At 66.4% G+C, this 13,923-nt stretch carries 11 protein-coding genes; 4 read left to right on the forward strand and 7 right to left on the reverse strand.

Annotated features, from left to right (window positions below; all coding sequences use genetic code 11):
• Positions 1-25: 25 nt before the first annotated feature.
• Positions 26-2,386 carry a UvrD-helicase domain-containing protein gene (locus tag AC3FKG_RS00515; protein ID WP_488742150.1) on the reverse strand — a complete coding sequence of 787 codons (2,361 nt, stop codon included), beginning with the start codon at positions 2,384-2,386 and terminating at the stop codon, positions 26-28.
• Positions 2,387-3,043: 657 nt separating this feature from the next.
• Between AC3FKG_RS00515 and AC3FKG_RS00520 the strand changes: the two genes are divergently transcribed.
• Together AC3FKG_RS00520 and galU are read left to right on the forward strand one after the other, a co-directional pair.
• Entirely contained in the window at positions 3,044-5,911 is a 2,868-nt protein-coding gene (locus AC3FKG_RS00520) for a valine--tRNA ligase (RefSeq protein ID WP_483708804.1), read from the forward strand.
• A gap of 111 nt (positions 5,912-6,022) precedes the next feature.
• On the forward strand, positions 6,023-6,919 hold the full coding sequence (gene galU, locus AC3FKG_RS00525) for a UTP--glucose-1-phosphate uridylyltransferase GalU (protein ID WP_483708805.1): 897 nt from the start codon (positions 6,023-6,025) through the stop codon (positions 6,917-6,919).
• 76 nt (positions 6,920-6,995) lie between these two features.
• Here the strand turns inward: galU and AC3FKG_RS00530 are convergent, their stop codons facing one another.
• From AC3FKG_RS00530 to AC3FKG_RS00555, 6 genes are all read right to left on the reverse strand, one after another.
• Complete coding sequence (locus AC3FKG_RS00530; protein WP_071014635.1) at positions 6,996-7,223, reverse strand: sulfurtransferase TusA family protein; 228 nt, start codon at positions 7,221-7,223, stop codon at positions 6,996-6,998.
• Between the two features lie 27 nt (positions 7,224-7,250).
• Positions 7,251-7,835, reverse strand: a complete 585-nt coding sequence (locus AC3FKG_RS00535) for an NUDIX domain-containing protein (protein ID WP_483708806.1) — start codon at positions 7,833-7,835, stop codon at positions 7,251-7,253.
• A gap of 67 nt (positions 7,836-7,902) precedes the next feature.
• On the reverse strand, positions 7,903-8,937 hold the full coding sequence (locus tag AC3FKG_RS00540) for a threonine aldolase family protein (protein WP_483708807.1): 1,035 nt from the start codon (positions 8,935-8,937) through the stop codon (positions 7,903-7,905).
• A 28-nt stretch (positions 8,938-8,965) separates the two neighbouring features.
• Positions 8,966-9,154, reverse strand: coding sequence for a 4-oxalocrotonate tautomerase (locus AC3FKG_RS00545; protein ID WP_483708808.1), 189 nt, complete (start codon positions 9,152-9,154; stop codon positions 8,966-8,968).
• A gap of 54 nt (positions 9,155-9,208) precedes the next feature.
• Complete coding sequence (locus AC3FKG_RS00550; protein WP_488742151.1) at positions 9,209-9,982, reverse strand: class II aldolase/adducin family protein; 774 nt, start codon at positions 9,980-9,982, stop codon at positions 9,209-9,211.
• Positions 9,983-10,073: 91 nt separating this feature from the next.
• Positions 10,074-11,333: a YbfB/YjiJ family MFS transporter gene (locus AC3FKG_RS00555; RefSeq protein ID WP_488742152.1), complete on the reverse strand. Its 1,260-nt coding sequence runs from the start codon at positions 11,331-11,333 to the stop codon at positions 10,074-10,076.
• Between the two features lie 145 nt (positions 11,334-11,478).
• Here AC3FKG_RS00555 and AC3FKG_RS00560 point away from each other — a divergent pair, with 145 nt between their 5' ends.
• Both AC3FKG_RS00560 and AC3FKG_RS00565 read left to right on the forward strand, forming a co-directional pair.
• The gene (locus AC3FKG_RS00560; protein ID WP_488742153.1) at positions 11,479-12,372 is read left to right on the forward strand and encodes a LysR family transcriptional regulator; all 894 of its coding nucleotides are present in this window, start codon (positions 11,479-11,481) and stop codon (positions 12,370-12,372) included.
• Between the two features lie 93 nt (positions 12,373-12,465).
• The gene (locus tag AC3FKG_RS00565; RefSeq protein WP_488742154.1) at positions 12,466-13,923 is read left to right on the forward strand and encodes an NfeD family protein; all 1,458 of its coding nucleotides are present in this window, start codon (positions 12,466-12,468) and stop codon (positions 13,921-13,923) included.

Raw genomic sequence — 13,923 nt, forward strand, 5'->3', positions numbered from 1 at the left:
GAATCCGCCACGAAGCCGGCCCCGCTCAGTTGATCGGGTCCAGCTTCGCCACCGCCAGGGCCAGCCACTTGGTGCCGTGGCGCTTGAAATCGATCTGGGCGCGGGCATCCGCGCCATCCCCTTCCAGCGCCTTGATCTTGCCCTCGCCAAACTTGGTATGGAAGACCTGCTGGCCGACGCGGAAGCCCGTGCCGGCCTCGCGCTTTGCATCGGCGTAGCCGTTGCCGGTGTCCATGCCGCCGGTGGGCTTGTTGCCGGAGTACGGGACATCCTCGGGCTTGCGGAACCACTCGCGGCCCCACGCGGTGTCGCGTTCCTGGCGGCTGACGCCGCCATAGCCCTGCTGCTGCGGCGTCAGCCACTTCAGCGCGCCATCGGGCAGTTCCTCGAAGAAGCGCGAGCGCACGTGGTAGCGCATCTGGCCGTGCAACACGCGGCTTTGCGCAAAGGACAGGTACAGGCGCTCGCGCGCACGCGTGATCGCCACGTACATCAGGCGACGCTCTTCCTCCAGCCCGTCCGGCTCCATCGCGCTGTTTTCATGCGGGAACAGGCCTTCTTCCAGTCCCGTGATAAACACCACGTTGAATTCAAGGCCCTTGGCCGCATGCACGGTCATCATCTGCACCGCGTCCTGGCCGGCCTGGGCCTGGTTGTCGCCGGCCTCCAGCGAAGCGTGGGTCAGGAAGGCCACCAGCGGCGTCATCACCACCGGCAGCGCTTCGGGGTCGAGCACCTGCTGCGCCTGATCGCCGTCGGCGAGTTGCGGCACGGCCTGGGCCACGCGCGATTCGAAGCCGACCGGGATCACCGCGGCCAGCGCGTCCAGCCCGTAGCCTTCCTCCACGACAAACGCCTGCGCCGCGGTCACCAGTTCCTGCAAATTCTCGATGCGGTCCTGGCCTTCCTTCTCGCCCTGGTAATGCGTGATCAGGCCGCTGGTGTTGGTCACGTACTCGACCACCTCGGCCAGCGTCATGCGCCGCGTCTCGGCGCGCATCTGCTCGATCAGGCGGACGAATGCTGCCAGCTTGCTGCCCGCCGCGCCGGCCACATAGGCCACGGCCTCTGACAGAGAACAGTTGTACTGGCGGGCGGCGTCCTGAAGTTGTTCGAGCGAGCGCGCACCAATGCCGCGCGCGGGGAAGTTCACCACGCGGCCGAAGGCAGCGTCGTTGCGGGGGTTCTCCAGCAGTTGCAGGTAGGCCAGCGCGTGCTTGATTTCGGCGCGCTCGAAGAAGCGCAGGCCGCCGTACACTCGGTACGCGATACCGGCCGAGAACAGCGCATGCTCGATCACGCGCGACTGCGCGTTGCTGCGGTAGAGGATCGCGATTTCCGAGCGGCTCATGCCCTGCGCGATCTGGTCGCGGATCTCCTCGATCATCCACGCAGCCTCCTGCTGGTCCGAGCCGGCCTGGAATACGCGCACCGGCTCGCCGTGGCCGGCATCGGTGCGCAGGTTCTTGCCCAGGCGGCGGGCATTGTGCGAGATCAGGTGGTTGGCCGAATCGAGAATATGGCCGTGCGAGCGGTAGTTCTGCTCCAGCTTGATCATCTTGCGGACGCGGAACTCGTGTTCGAAGTCGCGCATATTGCCGACGTTCGCGCCACGGAACGCGTAGATGCTCTGGTCATCGTCGCCCACGGCGAACACCGCGGCCGGATTTTGCGTGCCGTGGCCGGCCAGCAGCTTGAGCCACTGGTACTGCAGCACGTTGGTGTCCTGGAACTCGTCCACCAGCACATGGCGGAAACGGTGCTGGTAATGCTGGCGGATGGCGTCGTTGTAGCGCAGCAGTTCGTAGCAGCGCAGCAGCAGCTCGGCAAAGTCCACCACGCCTTCGCGCTGGCACTGCTGGTCGTAGGCGGCGTAGAGGTCGACGAAGCGGCGGTTGAAGTCGTCGTTGGCCTCTACGTCGGCCGGGCGCAGGCCTTGTTCCTTGGCGTTGTTGATGAAGTACTGGAGGTTCTTGGCGGGGTACTTCTCGTCGTCGACATTGAGGGCTTTTAGCAGCCGCTTGAGGGCTGAAAGCTGATCCTGGCTGTCAAGGATGGCAAAGGTCTGCGGCAGGCCGGCATCGCGGAAATGCGCGCGCAGCATGCGGTTGCAGAGGCCGTGGAACGTGCCGATCCACATGCCGCGTGTGTTGATCGGCAGCATGGACGACAGGCGCGTTTGCATTTCCTTGGAGGCCTTGTTGGTGAAGGTCACTGCAAGGATGCCCGCAGGGGATACGCGTCCGTTCTGGATCAGCCAGGCTATACGCGTGGTCAGCACGCGCGTCTTGCCGCTGCCCGCGCCGGCCAGGATCAGGGCCGGCTCGTCAGGTAGCGTGACGGCGGCGAGTTGTTCGGCGTTCAGGTTGGCGAGCAGGTCGGACATCAGGGATGTTCTGATTAGGCGGATGGGTGGTTGGTTGTTTACGGGTCTGGGCTCGTGGAGGCGCTGCGGTTCCGCCGGCGTAGCGGGCGGGTCACTTTTTGTCCAAGCGACAAAAAGTAACCAAAAAGCGCGTTTACCGGCGGGCATAAGCCCAAGCCCGATAAAGCCACCTCCTTCGAAACCGCTACTCTCTGAGTGGTCCCCCCCTGGAAAGGGCGGAGCAATTCGACGCCGCAGCGACAACTCTCGGTGGAAAGACTCGAAGAGGCCGAGGCTGCTCACCCGAGAGCATCCACCGGGGGCCACTCCCAGCTCAGCGATTTCGAAGGAGGTGGTCCCTACGAGCTTGGGCTTGTGCCCGCCGGTAAACGCGTTTTTTGGCTCGGACAAAAAGTGACTCGCCGGCTACGCCGGCGAAACAGCAGCTATTGCCAAGCACGCCAAGGCCAGTCCAACCCCAAAACCCGCCACACAATCAAATTCAAACCCCAAATTATACCGACCCCCCACCCCGCGAAGCGAACGAATTCCTCCCCGTCCGGCGACGTTCCGTATAATTTGGGGTTTTACTGGCGCAATGCACAATGCCCCCGCCAGCCGCAGGCCTAGCGCACCCCGCCTGCGACATGCCCCGACGCAAAACCTCGACATCCCAGCATGACCGCCCAAGACCAATCCCTTGCCAAGAGCTTCGAACCCGCCGCCATCGAGGCGAAGTGGGGCCCCGAGTGGGAGAAGCGCGGCATCGCCCAGCCGACGTTCGACCCGGCCAAGCCTGATTTCGCCATCCAGCTGCCGCCGCCGAACGTGACCGGCACGCTGCACATGGGCCATGCCTTCAACCAGACCATCATGGACGGCCTGACCCGCCATGCGCGCATGCTGGGCGCGAATACGCTCTGGGTGCCGGGCACGGACCACGCGGGGATCGCCACGCAGATCGTGGTCGAGCGCCAGCTCGAAGCGCAAGGCGTATCCCGCCACGACCTGGGCCGCGAAAAATTCACCGAGAAAGTCTGGGCCTGGAAGGAAGAGTCGGGTTCGACCATCACCCGCCAGGTGCGCCGCATGGGCGCGTCGATCGACTGGACCCGCGAGTACTTCACCATGTCGCCCGACATGTCGAAGGCGGTCACCGAGGTCTTCGTGCGCCTGCATGAACAGGGCCTGATCTACCGCGGCAAGCGCCTGGTGAACTGGGATCCGGTGCTGGGCACCGCCGTGTCGGACCTGGAAGTCGACAGCGTCGAGGAAGAAGGCTTCCTCTGGCATATCCGCTACCCGCTGGTCGAGGCCGACGCCAAGGGCGGCCTGACGCACCTGACCGTCGCCACCACCCGCCCCGAAACCATGCTCGGCGACGTGGCCGTCATGGTCCATCCCGAGGACGAGCGCTACGCCCACCTGATCGGCAAGGAAGTGGAACTGCCGCTGACCGGCCGCCGCATCCCCGTGATTGCCGACGAATACGTCGACCGCGAATTCGGCACCGGCGTGGTCAAGGTGACGCCGGCGCATGACTTCAACGACTACGCCGTCGGCCAGCGCCACAATCTCCCGCAGATCTCGATCCTCACGCTGGACGCCAAGATCACTGCCGACGCGCCCGGCCACTATGCCGGCCAGGATCGCTACGACGCGCGCAAGGCCATCGTCGCCGACCTCGACGCCCAAGGCCTGCTGGTCGAGACCAAGAAGCACAAGCTGATGACGCCGCGCAGCGAACGCACCGGCAGCGCCATCGAACCGATGCTGACCGATCAGTGGTTCGTCGCCATGAGCAAGCCGGCGCCGGAAGGCACCTTCCACCCGGGCCGCTCGATCGCCGAAGTGGCGCTCGACGCCGTGCAAAGCGGCGAGATCAAGCTGGTGCCCGAGAACTGGAACAGCACCTACAACCAGTGGCTGGCCAATATCCAGGACTGGTGCATCTCGCGTCAGCTGTGGTGGGGCCACCAGATCCCGGCCTGGTACGACGACGCCGGCAACTGCTTCGTCGCGCGCACGGAAGAAGAAGCGCTTGCCAAGGCCAAGGCCGCCGGCAGCACCGGCGCGCTGCGCCGCGAGGAAGACGTGCTCGACACGTGGTTCTCGTCGGCCCTGGTGCCGTTCTCCTCGCTGGGCTGGCCCGAGCAAACGCCCGAACTCAAGCACTTCCTGCCGTCGTCGGTGCTGGTGACCGGCTACGACATCATCTTCTTCTGGGTGGCGCGCATGGTCATGATGACCAAGCACTTCACCGGCCAGGTCCCCTTCCATACCGTCTACGTGCACGGCCTGGTGCGCGACTCGGAAGGCAAGAAGATGAGCAAGTCCGAGGGCAACACGCTCGACCCGGTGGACCTGATCGATGGCATCGACCTCGACACGCTGCTGAAGAAGCGCACCACCGGCCTGCGCCGCCCGAAGGACGCACCGAAGATCGAGAAGAAGACGAAGAAGGAATTTCCCGAAGGCATCCCCGCCTTTGGCGCCGATGCGCTGCGCTTCACCTTTGCCTCGCTGGCGACGCTGGGCCGCAACATCAATTTCGACACCGGCCGCTGCGAAGGCTACCGCAACTTCTGCAACAAGCTGTGGAACGCCACGCGCTTCGTGCTGATGAACACCGAAGGCCATGATTGCGGCATGGGCCCGTGCAACAACGACTGTGGCCCGGACGGCTACCTGCACTTCTCGCAGGCCGACCGCTGGATCGTGTCGCTGCTGCAGCGCGTGGAAGCCGAGGTCGAAAAGGGCTTTGCCGAGTACCGTTTCGACAACGTCGCCAACGCCATCTACAAGTTCGTCTGGGACGAGTACTGCGACTGGTACCTGGAACTGGCCAAGGTGCAGATCCAGACCGGCACGGAAGCCCAGCAGCGCGCCACGCGCCGCACGCTGCTGCGCGTGCTGGAAACCGTGCTGCGCCTGGCGCACCCGATCATCCCGTTCATCACGGAAGAGCTGTGGCAAAAGGTCGCGCCGCTGGCCGGCCGCGCCAAGGGCGATGGCAGCGAAAGCCTCGCGCAGCAGGCCTACCCGCTGCCGGCCATGGCGAAGATCGATGAAGCCGCCGAGCAATGGGTGGCGCAGCTCAAGGCCATGGTGGACGCCTGCCGCAACCTGCGCGGCGAAATGAATATCTCGCCGGCCCAGCGTATTCCGCTCTATGCGCATGGCGACAACGCCTTCCTGCGCGAGGCCAGCGCGCACATCCAGGCACTGGCGAAGCTATCCGAGGTGCGCATCTTCGAAGACGACGCCACCCTGCAGACCGAAGGCGCCGGCGCGCCGGTAGCCATCGTCGGTGGCAACCACCTGCTGCTGAAGATCGAGATCGACGTTGCCGCCGAGCGCGTGCGCCTGTCGAAGGAGATCGAGCGCATCGCCGGCGAGATCGGAAAGTGCCGTGGCAAGCTGTCGAACGAGAGCTTTGTCGCCAAGGCGCCGCCCGCCGTGGTGGCACAGGAAACCCAGCGCCTGACCGATTTCGAACAGACGCTGGTCAAGCTCCAGGACCAGTTGCAGCGCCTGCCGGCCTAAACTATTTGAGGGTGCATCGGCCTCTGTTCCGGCTTGCGTCGGACAGAGACCGACAGACGGGCCCCGCACGATCCGGCACGGTTATAAATCGAAACCGAAGGAATACCAGACATGGAAAATCGCGTTACCAAGGCCGTCTTCCCGGTCGCGGGCCTGGGCACCCGTTTTCTGCCGGCCACCAAGGCCAGCCCCAAGGAAATGCTGCCCGTGGTCGACAAACCGCTGATCCAGTACGCGGTGGAAGAAGCCATGGCCGCCGGCATCACCGAAATGATCTTCGTCACCGGCCGCTCCAAGCGCGCCATCGAAGATCACTTCGACAAGGCCTTTGAGTTGGAAGTGGAGCTTGAGGCCAAGAACAAGCAGGCGTTGCTCGATGTGGTGCGTTCAATCAAGCCCGCCAATGTGGAGTGCTACTACGTGCGCCAGCCCGAAGCGCTGGGCCTGGGCCACGCCGTGCTGTGCGCCGCGAAGCTCGTGGGTGAAGCCCCGTTCGCGGTGATGCTGGCGGACGACCTGATCGACGGCACCCCGCCGGTGATGAAGCAGATGGTGGACCTGTACAACCACTACAACTGCTCGGTGCTTGGCGTCGAAGAGATCGCCCCGGAACAAAGCCGCTCCTATGGCGTGGTCGATGGCCGCGAATGGGACGAAGGCGTCATCAAGATGTCGGGCATCGTCGAAAAGCCGGCGCCGGAAGAGGCCCCGTCGAACCTCGGCGTGGTCGGCCGCTACATTTTGACGCCGCGCATCTTCGACCACCTGCGCGAACTGAAGCCGGGCGCGGGCGGCGAGTTCCAGCTGACTGACGCGATCCAGTCGCTGCTCAGCCAGGAACAGGTACTGGCCTACCGCTACCAGGGCACCCGCTACGACTGCGGCAGCAAGCTCGGCTACCTGAAGGCGACCGTCGAGTACGCGCTGAAGCACCCCGAAGTCGGCACGGGCTTCCGCGACTACCTGGAACACCGCGGCACGTACCTGGCCGACGGCACGGCGGCCTGACAACAGGTCGGCACGCGCCAGTAAAAAAGCCGCCCTTGGGCGGCTTTTCTGCTTTCCGGCCGTCTGGCCGCAGCGTTCAGCGGCGGCGCATGTAGAACACGAACACCTTGTCGACTTCCTGGTGCGACAGCAATTCGTTGCCGGTCTGCTTGGCAAACGCCTGGAAATCGCGCGTGGCGCCGGGGTCGGTGGCCAGCACCTTGAGCACCTCGCCGCTGGCCATGTCGGCCAGGGCCTTCTTGGTACGCAGGATCGGCAGCGGGCAGTTCAGGCCGCGCGCATCCACTTCTTTCTGGAACTCCATTCCTCTCTTCCTTGCTTTTATCAGTCTTCAGACCCGGTATTGTAGCGAACCGCTCAGGACGCTGAAGTCACTCGGCTGGCGCGGGTCGGGGATGTCTTCGCCCGTGCGGCGATCGAAGAAGCGTACCGGATACCCTCGGGCGTGCAGCCAGTCGGCCACCGCGAACCCGGTGCCGGCGGACCAGATGCGCATTTTTTCGGGCGCCACCAGCTTGTACTCGGCCAGTTCTTCGGACAGTGCGATATTGCCGCTCGCCTTCACGTGATAAGCGATGATCAGCTCGTTCTTGCGCATGAACTCGTAAACGCCGATCAGCGACACGGCTTCGGTGTCGAGATTCGTTTCTTCCTTGAGCTCGCGCGCCACGCCAAGCTCGGGGGTCTCGTCACGCTCCAGGAAGCCGGTGACCAGCGCGAACATCTGTTCCGGCCACGCCGCATTGCGCGCGAGCAGCAGCTTGCCTTCGTACTCGACCACCGCGGCCAGCACCGGCAGCGGGTTGTTCCAGTGCACGAAGCCGCAGTCCGACTGGACACAGGCGTGGCGTTCGCGCCCCGACAGCGGCAGCACCTCGAGCGGCGCGCCGCATTGCGGGCAGAATCGGTATTGCATCAGGGGCTCCTGGGTGTGTCTCGTTATGTTCTGCTACCGCCCGGTATCTTACGCCTGCCGGCTCGTTTCAGCAGGCGGCGCAGGCCGCGCGCAGATCGGCCGCCAGGGCCTCGACGGTCTCCGGCTGCAGGTCCCACGCGCACATGAAGCGGCAGCCGCCCGCGCCGATGAACGTATAGAAGCGCCAGCCTTTCGCGCGCAGCGCTTCGATCGCCGGCAATGGCAGCTCGGCAAACACGGCATTGGACTCGGTCGGAAACATGATGCGCACACCGGGAATGTCGGCGATGCGTGACTGCAGCAGCTGCGCCATGGCGTTGGCGTGGCGGGCGTTCGACAACCAGACATCGTTTTCCAGCAGCCCGAGCCACGGCGCCGAAATGAAACGCATCTTCGATGCAAGCTGCCCGGCTTGCTTGACGCGATAGGCAAAGTCCTCGGCCAGGCGCCGGTCGAAGAACACCACCGCCTCGCCCACCGGCAAGCCGTTCTTGGTGCCGCCGAAGCACAGCACATCGACGCCGGCGCGCCACGTGATCTCGGACGGATGCACACCGAGCGAGGCCACCGCGTTGGCGAAACGCGCGCCGTCCATATGCACGCGAAGCTGCCGGCGCTTGGCGATGGCGGCAATCGCGCGCACCTCTTCCACCGTATAGACCGTGCCGACCTCGGTGGACTGCGTCAGCGACACCACCTTGGGCTTCGGGTAGTGGATGTCCGAGCGCCGCGTAACCAGCGCCTCGACCGCATCGGCCGTGAGCTTGCCGTTCTCGCCCGGCGCGGTCAGCAGCTTCGAGCCGTTGGAGAAGAACTCCGGCCCGCCGCACTCGTCGGTCTCGATATGCGCCAGCTCGTGGCAGATGACCGAATGGTACGACTGGCACAGCGCCGACAACGCCAGCGAATTGGCCGCGGTGCCGTTGAAGACGAAGAACACTTCGCAATCGGTCTGGAACAGGTCGCGGATCCGGTCGCAGACTTTTTGCGTCCAGGAGTCGTCGCCGTAGGCCTGTTCATGGCCGGTGCCGTTGGCCTCCAGGAAATACTTCAGGGATTCCGGGCAAAAGCCGGCGTAGTTGTCCGAGGCGAAATGCTGCATGGTCATCTGGGCTATGGCGTATCGAGGATTACGGCTTGTCGGACCACAGCTCGCCGCCGGTGGCCCAGTTCTCGCGCTTGACGTCGGTGATGATGATGTCGACCGCCGAAGCGGTGCAGCCCAGCGTCTCGCAGGTGACGCGCGTCACGGCCTCGACGAATTTGCGTTTCTGCTCGACGGTGCGGCCTTCAAACATCTCTACGTGGAAAGTCGGCATGGATGGCTCCTTGTGTTGTCTTTGCGTGTAGTGGGATCGGGTGAACAGGGACGATCAGTCCCGATATGAGGGATCGATTCTATCGAGTTTGCGCAGCAGCGCCGGCCACTCCAGCGCGCCTTCGATGGCGCCGTTGTCGTAGAGCTGTTCGGACGCCTTGTCGGCCACGCCAGGCGCAGGCCGCACCAGCCGGCCGCCAGCCTGTGCACCGATCTGGATCTCGCAGGCCTTGATCAGCGTCGCCATCAGCACATAGGCTTCGGCGACGGTGCGGCCGACGGTCAGTGTGCCGTGATTACGCAGCAGCATGGCCTGCTGCTGGCCCAGCGATGCCGTCAGCCGCGAACCCTCCGCCGGCGAGAACGCGAGCCCCTCGTAGTCGTGGTACGCAATGCGGCCATGGAAGCGCATGGCATGCTGGGACAACGGCAGCAGCCCCTCCGCCTGCGCGGAGACGGCAATGCCAGCGGTGTTGTGCAGGTGCATGACGCACATGGCGTCCGCACGCGCCACATGAACGGCGCCGTGCAGCGCGAAGCCGGTCACGTTGACCGGATGCAACGTTTCGCCGACCACCTCGCCGCGGCCATTGATCTTGACGAGGTCCGAGGCGCGGATCTCCTCGAAGGCGAAGCCGAACGGATTGATCAGGAAGTGATCCGGCTCACCGGGCACCGTGGCCGAAATGTGCGTGTAGATCAGGTCATCCCAGCCCTGCAGGGCCGACAGCCGATAGGCGGCGGCCAGGTCTACGCGGACGCGCTGCTCTTCTGGCGTAGTGGGACTGGGTGCGCCGGCGGCACGCGCCGGCTGCAATGAAAAAGACATGGGGGGTCGCTCCAGCGCCGCCCGGTGTTCGTGGTGCCGGTGTGGTCCCGGCTTGGTGAATCTGGGAATCCGCAAAAGGGCGGCGAAGGCGTTACTGTAGCGCAGTCTGCCGCGGCGCCTGCATCGGCCATGCGCGGCGCATCCAGACGAACATCACGGCACCGGCCAGCAAGGCGGCCGAGGCGCAGGCGAGCGAGCTGGCAAAGCCGCCCGATCGCGCCACCAGCGCTGTCGCCAGCGGCGGCCCGGCGATCTGCCCAAGTCCGTAGGACGCGGTCATCAGGCCCATCAGGCGGGGCGCCTGCGGCCCCCACAAACGGCGCGCCTCGCGCATCGCAAACGACACCAGCGCGGTGAATGGCAGGCCCGCGAGCAGGCTGCTGACGGCAAATCCGGCAACCGTCGGGAACACCACGGCGATCGCGACACCCAGCGCCTGCATGGCGTAGGACCACGCAAGCAGGCGGCGGTTATCGTGTGCCATGCCGACGCGCGTGGCCAGGAACGCGCCGATCGACACACCAGCCCCGAAGACCGGCCAGAACAGGTCGGCCCACACCGAGCCGGGCATTGCCTGCCGCGCGATCACGGGCAGGAAGGTCGCGGTGATGATGTAGCCGAATCCGGCCAGGCCATAGGCCAGCGTCAGCGCCCAGGCCTCGCCGCCGAGCCGCGCGCCATGGGCAGGATGGGTTTCCGGGCGCGTGGCGTCAGCATGCGGCGCACCGTCGCCGGGGGTGAAGATGCGCCATACCGCCAGCACCAGCACGGCGGCCATCACCGTGAAGGCGATCCACCCCGCCACCGCATGCCAGCCGGCGCCGACCATGGCAAACACCGAGACGCCCGTGACCACGATGCCGAGGCCCGGCCCGCAGAAGATCAGCCCGCCCAGCGCCGGCTGCCCTAGTTCCGCGAGCCGCTGCATGCACCAGCCCGCGGTGTAGACCATGACCAGCGCACTCGCCACGCCCGCGGCCGCGCGCCACAGCGACCACGCCGGCATGCCGCCCGGCAGTGCCATGCCGAGTGTCAGCAAGACCGTGGCCACCAGCCCGAGCCGGATCATGCGCGCCGGAGCGGGCCGGATGAACAGGCAGACCGCGGCGCCCACGAAATAGCCGATGTAGTTCAGCGTGGCCAGCCAGCCGCCCTCATGCAGGGTGACCGTGCCGTCGCGCAGCATCATCGGCAGCAGCGGCGTGAAGGCGAAGCGGCCGATCCCCATGACCACGGCCAGCGCGGCCAGCCCGGCCAGCGCAATTGCCCAGGCTCCCGGCTCGCGCCGCACCCGGTGCGCCTCGGCGCCGGTCGCCGGTGTCGGGCTCAGCTTGATATTCGCATGGGGCATGTTGTCGTTCCCTGTGTCGCGGCCGGTGGCAAACCCGCCTGGATTCACCTATGCTACGCCTTGACGATCATCTTCAAAAATGAATTATTTAGATGCCGCTCATCTTCGTTTGAGATGACTAGAGAGACCCCCCATCGGAGCCGCCATGGACCTCGCCACGCTTGAAATCTTCCGCACGGTGGTGGAGGCAGGCGGCGTCACGCGCGCCGCCGAACGCCTGCACCGCGTGCAATCCAACGTCACCACGCGCATTCGCCAGTTGGAGGAATCGCTCGGGGTCGAGCTGTTCCTGCGCGACGGCAAGCGCATGGTACTCACGCCGGCCGGGCAGACGCTGTTCGACTACGCCTGCCGCATGCTGCGCCTGGCCGAAGAGGCGCGCCACGCGGTGCTGCCATCACGCCCGCACGGACGACTGCGCATCGCGTCGATGGAAAGCACCGCCGCCAGCCGGCTGCCGGCCATACTGGCCGCCTATCACCAGGCCTGGCCGGAGGTCCGGCTCGAGCTGGTCACGCTCACGACCCGCCAGGCGTTCGAGGCACTGGAGCGCTTCGACGCCGACTGCGCCTTCGTGGCCGAGCCGCTCGACAACCCAGCGCTGGCATCGCGGCCCGCTTTCGAGGAGGAGCTTGTCGTGATCGCGCGCGCCGGCCACCGCCCGATCCGCAGCGCCGCCGACCTGGAAACCGCCACGCTGCTTGGGTTCGAGCCGGGCTGCAATTACCGCGCGCGGCTCGAAGCCTGGCACGCGGCGGGCGGCGGCGCGCCGCCTCGCGTGCTGGAACTGGGGTCCTACCACACCATCGTCGCCTGCGCGGCGGCGGGCATCGGCGCCGCCATCGTGCCGCGCTCGGTGCTTGGCCTGTATCGAGACCTGCCCGCGATCAGCGTGCACGGGCTGGGCGACGCTGGCCGCGTGCGCACGTTGCTGGCCTGGCATCCGGCCATGGCCAGCGCGGCGCTCGACGCGCTCGTCCAGGCCCTGCCGGTGCCTGGCGCACCGGCCGGCAACCCACCCCTGCCCGCTGCGGCCTGATTCAACAGGCGCGGCGCAGGCGTGCAGGATGTGCCCGGTCGCCTACACTGAATGTGGCGCCACCATGGCACCCCCTGTGCCACGCCCTTTGCGATGAGATTCGCCATTGCGCGCCTCGCGCACCCATGGCTTTATATCGGATTGCTCCTGGCCGGCTTCGCGCTCGCGGTGCTGGCAGCGGCGCCGCCCGGCCCTGTCCCGGCCACGGCCGGCGCAGGTGCCGGTCCCGTGTATGTCATTCCGCTCAAGGGCGCCATCGGCCCGGCCAGCGCGGGCTTCGTGATGCGCGGCATGGAACGCGCGCGCCAGGGCAACGCCCAGCTTGTCGTGCTGGAAATGGACACGCCCGGCGGGCTCGACCTGTCGATGCGCGAGATCATCCAGGCGATCCTGGCCTCGCCCGTGCCGGTGGCCAGCTATGTCTTTCCCGGTGGTGCGCGTGCCGCGAGCGCCGGCACCTACATCCTGTACGCCAGCCATATCGCGGCGATGGCGCCCGGCACCAATCTGGGCGCGGCCAGCCCCGTGCAGATCGGCATCGGCGGCCCACAGAAGCCGGAGGCGCTCCCCACCCCCTCGCCGGCCTCGTCGCCCGCCAGCGAGCCCGCGGCACAGGACACCATGACTCGCAAGCAGATGCACGATGCCTCGGCCTACATCCGCGGCCTCGCGCAATTGCGCGGCCGCAATGCCGAATGGGCCGAGCGCGCGGTGCGCGAAGCCGTCAGCCTGTCCGCGAACGAAGCCGTGGCGCAGCACGTGGCGGACATGGTGGCCACGGACCTGCCCGATCTGCTCCGCCAGGTAAACGGCAAGCGCGTGACAGCGGCAGGCGCCGAGCGCGCGCTGCAGACCAGCCACGCCACGATCGTCACGCTTGAACCCGACTGGCGCAGCCGCTTCCTGGCCGTGATCACCGACCCCAGCGTGGCGCTGATCCTGATGATGATCGGCATCTACGGCCTGATCTTCGAATTCTCGACACCCGGCATGGTCGTGCCCGGCGTGGCCGGCGCCATCTGCCTGCTGGTCGCGGCGTTCGCCCTGCATATGCTGCCGGTCAACTATGCGGGGCTGGGGCTGATCGCGCTGGGCATCGGCTGCATGGTGGCCGAGTTGTTCCTGCCCTCGTTCGGCACGCTGGGCGTGGGCGGCATCGTCGCGTTTGCCTTTGGCGCCGTCATGCTGATCGACACCGAGGTTCCTGGATTCGGCGTGCCGATCGCCCTGATCGCCACGCTGTCGGCCATATCGGCCCTGTTCCTGTTCGGCATGTCGGCCATGCTGCTGCGCGCGCGCCGGCGGCCCGTGGTCAGCGGCGCCGATACCCTGGTGGGCAGCCGCGGCGAAGTGCTCGACGACCTGCATGAGGAAGGTTGGGCCCAGGTGCGCGGCGAGAACTGGCGGGTGCGCAGCGCGAGGCCGCTGGCGCGCGGCACGCCGGTGCTCGTCACCGCACGGCACGGCCTGCTGCTCGAGGTGGTCGCAGCTGGCAACGCCCCGCCGCGCGTCGCGCCGCCCAACCAACCGGTGCCAGACAAGGGAGCCTGA

Source organism: Cupriavidus sp. 22TCCZM04-2 (genome assembly GCF_057798895.1).